This is a genomic window from Microcoleus sp. D2_18a_D3, assembly GCF_036702455.1.
GTDB lineage: Bacteria > Cyanobacteriota > Cyanobacteriia > Cyanobacteriales > Microcoleaceae > Microcoleus.
Genome location: NZ_JAUBTK010000157.1, coordinates 1 through 6938, shown reverse-complemented (window position 1 = coordinate 6938; position 6938 = coordinate 1). Strand labels below are relative to the sequence as shown.

At 44.7% G+C, this 6938-nt stretch carries 4 protein-coding genes; all 4 read left to right on the top strand.

Going from position 1 to position 6938, the window contains the following annotated elements; genetic code table 11:
• Nucleotides 1–928: 928 nt before the first annotated feature.
• The 4 genes from QUB06_RS33550 to QUB06_RS33535 all read left to right on the top strand — a co-directional run bounded on the left by QUB06_RS33550 (nucleotide 929) and on the right by QUB06_RS33535 (nucleotide 6686).
• On the top strand, nucleotides 929–2494 hold the full coding sequence (locus QUB06_RS33550) for a hypothetical protein (RefSeq protein WP_333439042.1): 1566 nt from the start codon (nucleotides 929–931) through the stop codon (nucleotides 2492–2494).
• A 96-nt stretch (nucleotides 2495–2590) separates the two neighbouring features.
• Complete coding sequence (locus QUB06_RS33545; protein ID WP_333439040.1) at nucleotides 2591–3157, top strand: hypothetical protein; 567 nt, start codon at nucleotides 2591–2593, stop codon at nucleotides 3155–3157.
• Nucleotides 3158–3845: 688 nt separating this feature from the next.
• Entirely contained in the window at nucleotides 3846–5201 is a 1356-nt protein-coding gene (locus QUB06_RS33540; protein ID WP_445251448.1) for an ATP-binding protein, read from the top strand.
• Nucleotides 5202–5309: 108 nt separating this feature from the next.
• Nucleotides 5310–6686 (top strand): ATP-binding protein, encoded by a 1377-nt coding sequence (locus tag QUB06_RS33535; protein WP_333439036.1) that lies wholly within the window; start codon nucleotides 5310–5312, stop codon nucleotides 6684–6686.
• Nucleotides 6687–6938: the final 252 nt, after the last annotated feature.

Genomic DNA, 6938 nt, shown 5'->3' with positions numbered 1-6938 from the left:
TTTGTGAGCAACAGCTTGCCTAAGATTCAAAGGTAGCTACTTTTAGCTGCGCTCATTTTTTAGTCTAAACTACAGTATAAAAGTTAGAAAATTTTAACCGACAAAGCGGGTATGAGAATGCTATTCTTTACTCAAACCGTTTTGAAATGTATCAAGGAACCAAGACATCTATTGATTTGACAATACAGCAGCCGCTGTTGTGGAATCAGTTATCTAGTGTACAGATAGAAGGTGAAAAATTGGGTGACTTTAGCAATCTTCATTCAGGATTTTAATGCTTGTCAAGAAAGCAGATGAAACAGTGGATAAAATCATGTAGCATCTTCAAAAATCAAGTAGCGAATGTCGGGCATTTAGAGAGTGCAGCCACTTTTGGGATTTGGGAATTTTTCTCAAGATATAAGCCTCACCCGTCAAACTTAAACTATTGGGAGGTCAGGCATTACGACAGCAAATATTATAAGTTATATCCAGAACAGCAATCGCCGTATACACTGTCAGTGGTTAATAATAGTTCCAACATACCAATCGTCAAGGATTTGTGAAAGGGATATAAGTAGGTCGTCATGATTATTTAGTAGGATGAGTAGAGCGCCAGCGTTACCTCTCAACCGATCGCACAATTGGCGATTTAATATTTGAGATAGGATGAAAAATCTAAAAACTCAAACAGTCCTGGACGCAAATGGCACAAGGGTAGGCTGCTCGACGGTCGTCAATACCACTCTAGAGCAAGCAGTTTTGAGCCATGACGCACCGTACAAGCTAAAATTTCAAATCTAAAATCTAAAATCGGTATACTTCGTTGCAGCCCTTTCGCCTGGTAAAAAAAAACGGGTTTCGGGGGCAGGGAGGGCGCCCAAGACAGTAAAATTTAAGAGGGAAAATGTGGTTGTTAATTTTCAGCAGACATAGGAGAGAAAGATTTGTGAGTATTTTTAACAAAAAAATTAATCCTTCACCCTTCGCTATTCTGCCATTCAAACAGCCGATCGACCGCACGGCCATCTTCCTCATGCTAGTGCTGAGCGTCTTAATCGGACTGCTGCTGCTTAGCGGCGATCGCACAGCACCCAGAGTGCGAGAATTTACCTGGGAAAACAAACAAATCGGCGCCGAAGATACCGGCTTTATCCTCACATTCTTTCGGCCGATGAACCAGTCCACCGTCGAGGAAAACTTAAAGCTAGAACCCCCCCTCCCCGGTAAATTTAGTTGGGCTGGAAAGCGCATGGCTTACACCCTCAAAGATCCAGCACCCTACGGCGTTACCTACACAGTCAAACTCGCCGGAGCAACCGACAAGTATTTCGGAGAAAAAAACCAAAATAAAGGAACGCTAATGCAACCGTTTAGCAGTTCCTTTCGCAGCCGCGATCGAGCTTTTGCTTACATCGGCGTCCAAGGCGAAACAGAAAGCAGATTAATGCTAGTCAATCTCACCAGCAGCGACTCGAAACCGATACCGCTGACTCCCAAAGATTTAGTCGTTACCGATTTTAAACCGTATCCTGAGAGCGATCGCATTTTATTCTCCGCCACAGATCGATCGATCGCCCGTACTCGCGGCACTCTCAATCAAGAACTATTCACAGTCACCACCGGCCTCAACCCCCAATCGGGCTCAGGAACTCAACAAAAATACCCAGCCGGTAGAATCGACAAAATCTTAGACTCCAAAGATTACCAAAACCTCAAATTCGACCTCTCAGCCGACGGAAAAATCATAGTTGTCCAGCGCGTCAACCGCCGCAATCCCGGCGATTTCAGTCCTTGGATTGTGGAAGAAAAAGTGCCGCCCAGACCCTTGGAAAATGAACAAGGCGGAGATTTTATGATTCGCCCCGACAGCAAATCGATGGTAATATCTCAAAAACAAGGATTAGCGATCGTCCCCCTCAAACCGGAAGCAGACCCAGTAGAATTTTTGCCAAAATACGAACAAGTATTGGGCATGGCCCGCGACAACTCCGCCGCCGCCTATGTTAAATACAACAGCGACTTTACTCGATCGCTTTTCATCTTAGATAACCAAGGTGTAGAACAAGAAATATTGCGTATTCCCGGCAGCATTATGGCCGTTTATTTCGACCCCCGCAAAAACGAAGACAACCAAGTTCAGCGTCTCTACTGTTTGTTAGCCCAACGCCTCAAAACAGAAAGCTACAAAGAACAGCCTTTCATCGCCACCATCGACCTCAAAAAAGAGGGTACTCGTTTGGTAGGAACCATCAAACCGCTGCTGATTTTGCCCAACCAATTAGATACCCAAATCAGTTTATCTCCCGACGGGCTGGCATTAATTTTCGACCAATCAGTCACAGCAGCAACTCCCTCAGCAGCAGACAGTCCCCGCAACGATAGCGGACAGTCGATCGCCACCAGCCGCCTCTGGCTGCTACCCTTAGTAGAAATACCCGCAGATGGTTCTCCCGCAAAACTACAGCCAGAAGAACTTCCCTTTGCCGGCTATCACCCCCGCTGGCTACCATAAATCAATTTTAGATTTGAGATAGCACTGCTGACTAATCACTGGTGACTAATCTAAAATCTAAAATCTAAAATCTAAAATCTAAAATCTAAAATCATTATGACTCCCGAAGAAATTAGCAATACCCTTAAAGACTTATTTGGTGACAGTGTTGAGATGCCTGCTGCCACTTCTTGGCAAGTAGAAACCCCCAATTTTCGCCTGTTAGTCCTCCTTTCAGAAGACGGGAGTTGGCTGCGGATTTTGCTGCCGATCGCCGATGCCCAGGAAGCTCAACCATTTCTTGATAAACTGCTAGAAGCTAACTTTGACACCACCCTCGAAACTCGCTACGCCTTACATCAAAACGTTTTGTGGGGAGTATTTCAGCACAGCCCGGCCACACTCGCGGCCGCCGATTTCTCAGCCGCCGTCGCCAGACTGCTGGCTTTGCAAGAGAGAGGTTTGTCTGACTTTTTCGACGGTTTGATAGAAAACCGCATCCGTCAAATCATCAAAGCTGCGAAGATGCAGGGGCAGTCTGTCGAAACTACCCTTCAGACTTTAGACCGTTTCTACGCAGAGGGATTGATGGGTGAAATGGAACTAGGGCGAGAGTCTCGCGAAAATACTCTCGCCGCTTGGCGGTATCAGCTAGAACGCCTCTGGCCGGAGGTGGAACCCTAAGACGATTGCAGATTGCAGATTGCAGATTGCAGATTGCAAAAAACTGATGACTATCGAGATTCGGAAGTTGCCTAAAGTTGCATTTCTTTGTAGTTGTATAGGAACTGCGGCCGACGGTTAGGATGTTCTTAATTCCACAAACCCTTGCGGAAGATTGCTTCTTCCTTCTCTCCTAGATAACTAAAGCCTTCTATCCGTTACATTCGGTTACATCCGAAGAAAGCGAATCCGTTGCCGAACTTCCTTTGGCCTGGACCCTAGTCTTGACAATTGGAGTCTCAAGCCCCTTGGACGATGGCTAATCCGGGCCCTCCAACCCTTGAAGGATGCCCGTATATTCACTGATAACCCGCTCGCGGTTCTCCAATTCCCTTCTCTCACTGGAAAAATGGTATAATTTATCACAATAATTAGTTATAAATATTAAAATTTTCGGAAAACAGGCGATCGCAGGTATATCATGGTAAAAAGTTTAAAGTGCCTACTCCGTAAGTTACACAAAAGCTTAGATCGTTTAATATTGACTTAGAAACAAAATCTTTAGCAGACAATGCTACTGCGATCGGGTTTTCCCATAGGGTGCTCTTGTAATTTGACAAATTAGCAACTAACCGCTACGAATTACCAGTTACGAATTAAGAGCAACTTAAGTTGTCCATTAATATAATATTTAACAGGGGTTTCATCTATGTTTGCTGTGCGTGAGACTAGCTCGGAGTTATCAGTGTTGCATATACCTGAATTTTGTACTTGGAACCTCTCCTTAGAATCAACTCTCCTAGACCTGCCACTCTCCAACTGCCAAATTGAATTAACTCAACAGGCAAAAGAAGTAGCCCAGGCTTTTGAAGAAAATTCCATGCTTCCCGGCGTCATTTTGACAGATGGGGGTAATTTTGTCGGCATAATATCGAGGCGTCTATTTTTTGAAAAAGTTAACTGCCGCTACGGAGTAGAAATGTTTTTTAAGCGACCAATAGAGGTGCTGTACAAGTTGGCGAGGCCAGAGGAACTTGTACTTCCCGCAAGTAAATTAATAGTAGAAGCAGCCCCGGAATGTCTTTACAGATCAGCCGAATTAATTTACGAACCCGTAGTAGTGGAAATAGCGCCTCAGACCTACAAGCTGTTAGACGTACACCAATTAATGGTCGCTCAATCAAGAATTCACCAATTAACAAATAAGTTACTCCACAAACAAACCCAAGCAAAACTCATCCAAACAGAAAAAATGGCGAGTTTGGGGAGGATTGTAGCAGAAGTAGCCCACGAAATCAGAAATCCGCTGAACTGTATTTGGGGAAATTTAACTTTTCTGCTGTCCTATTTTGAACACTTGCTTCAGCTCATGTCGGTTTATGAAGAAGAATATTCGGCACCGTGCCCCCGAATAGAGGCCCTTAAAAAAGAAATTGAATTTGATTTTTTACAAGAAGATTTGCCGATCACCTTAGAAGGGATGGAGTTGGGAGCCTCGCAATTGCTAAAAATAGTTAACGGGCTGCACCACTTCTCTCACATGGACGAGACAAAACCAGCCGAGACAGACATTCACGAATGCGTGGAGATGACGCTGTTAATTTTGAAAAACCGCTTTAAAAACAGCATAGAAGTGGTTAAAAATTACGGCGAACTGCCGCTAGTTAGCGGCTACTCCGGTCAGTTGAGTCAGGTGTTTTTGAATTTGTTAGTTAATGCTCTAGACGCCCTGACAGAGTACGCAGCCGATCGAGAAATACAGACCGAGTGCCTGGACAACTGGCAGCCCCAAATCGAAATTACCACTAAAGTTATAGAAACCGAACACGGCAAGCTGGCGGCAATTTGCATTGCCGATAACGGGCCCGGCATTCCCCCAGAAAATCACCAGCAGATATTTGACACCTTTTTTACCACTAAACCAGCAGGCAAAGGCACCGGTATGGGGCTGGCTATCTGCAATCAAATCGTCACAGAAAAGCACGGCGGCCAACTGAGAATGCGATCGCAACCAGGCAAGAACACTGAATTTGAAATTCTCCTGCCTATAGTTGGCACAACATGATTAACTTGAGAATATTCTCGGTTGTTCGCTCCTGCGGTGAAATGATAGGGTAGCTTAGTAGTAGGTTCTCAATTCACTTTCTCAGCGTTTCGGCAACTAAAACTTCCAGTGGCAAATAAATTCAGTTCCAAACTCATTGGCCCTTCACTCTCCGAAGGCAGTCATCAAGACCTTTCCCTAGAGTCTACCCTCTGGGATTTGCCCCTGTATGAATTTCAGGTTAAATCGAGCTGCTTGGCCGTGGCAGTTGCCGAAATGTTTGAACAGCATCCCCTAGTGCCGGGAGTAGTCTTGATGGAAGCAGGAGAGTTTGCTGGCATGATATCCCGCAGGCAACTGCTGGAATATTTGCTCAAACCCCAAGGCCCAGAGCTATTTTTGCACCTCCCGCTGAAAGTTCTCTACAGTTACGCTCGCCTCGAAATATTATTAGTCCCAGAGAGTACAACCATTTTGGCAGCAGCTCCACAAGCTCTGCGTCGATCGCCCGAATTGCAGGCAGAACCGATCGTCGTCCAAATAGACTCCCAATCTTACCGCCTCTTAGACCCTAACGCGCTAAACATCGCCTACTGGCAAATTCGTGGGATCGAAACTCAAGTCCGCTACGAAAGAGCCCAAACTCAAATGATTCAAAGCGAAAAAATGGCTAGTTTAGGGCGTTTAGTCAACGGAGTAGCCCACGAAATTTTAGATCCGGTAGGCTTTATTTGGGGGAATTTAACCTACGTCAGCGACTACAGCAAAAACTTGATGGAATTGCTCTCAGTTTACGACGCATATTGTACTGACCCACCGCCGGAAATAGCGCGGCTCAAAGAAGAGATCGACTATGACTTTTTGCAAAACGATTTCCTCCGAACTGTTGCCAGCATCAAATCAGGAGCAGAACGTTTGAGCAAGTTGGCTACCAGTTTGCAAAACTTCTGCCACATCGACGATATTTATCCCAAACCAACCGACTTGCACGCCAACATAGACAGCATACTTTTGCTGCTCAAAAGTCGTTTGACTAGGGAAATCCAAGTAGTAAAACACTACGGCTACCTGCCACCAGTCCCCTGCTATGCAGGACAGCTAAACCAAGTATTTATGAATATATTGACCAATGCTATTCATACATTAATTAATGAAGCAGTCGGTCAAGAATTGGCGAAAGAGTTCAAAGGTGGAGGACTCAGAGACGCCGATCGCCAGCCTAAAATTGAAATCACAACTCAAGTCTGCTGTCCCGAACCTGCGCCGGATTTAGACAAACTTCATGTTCGCTGGGTTTCGGTTTGCATAGCGGATAACGGGCCAGGAATGTCACCTAGCAAGTACAAAAAAATCATAGAATCATTCTCTACGGAAAAACGCGCTCTCAAAGAAACCAGTTTAGCCGTTAGCTATCAAATTGTGACGGGCAAACACGGCGGTGCATTCAGAATGCGATCGGAGTTAGGCAGAGGCACTGAATTTGAAATTTTATTACCCTTAGCTTAAAGAAGTCAGTAGTCATTAGTCATTAGTCATTAGTCATTAGTCATTAGTCATTAGTCAGTTGTCAGTAGTTATTGGTTATTAGTTATTAATTATCATGAAAAATACTGGTACATATAAATTATAGGCAATCTTCTGTAGAAAAACGGCAATGCTGTGTCCCTAGCTGAAAACGGCTGTAATACCATTTTTTTAAAGATGTGATAGACTTATGTAAGAAGTAAAGGAGCCAATAAAAATGTCTGGTCGCCCTAA

Coding starts and splice junctions, on each gene's coding strand:
- QUB06_RS33545 (WP_333439040.1), top strand. CDS start 2,591: ATGACTCCCGAAGAAATTAGCAATACCCTTAAAGACTTATTTGGTGAC.
- QUB06_RS33540 (WP_445251448.1), top strand. CDS start 3,846: ATGTTTGCTGTGCGTGAGACTAGCTCGGAGTTATCAGTGTTGCATATA.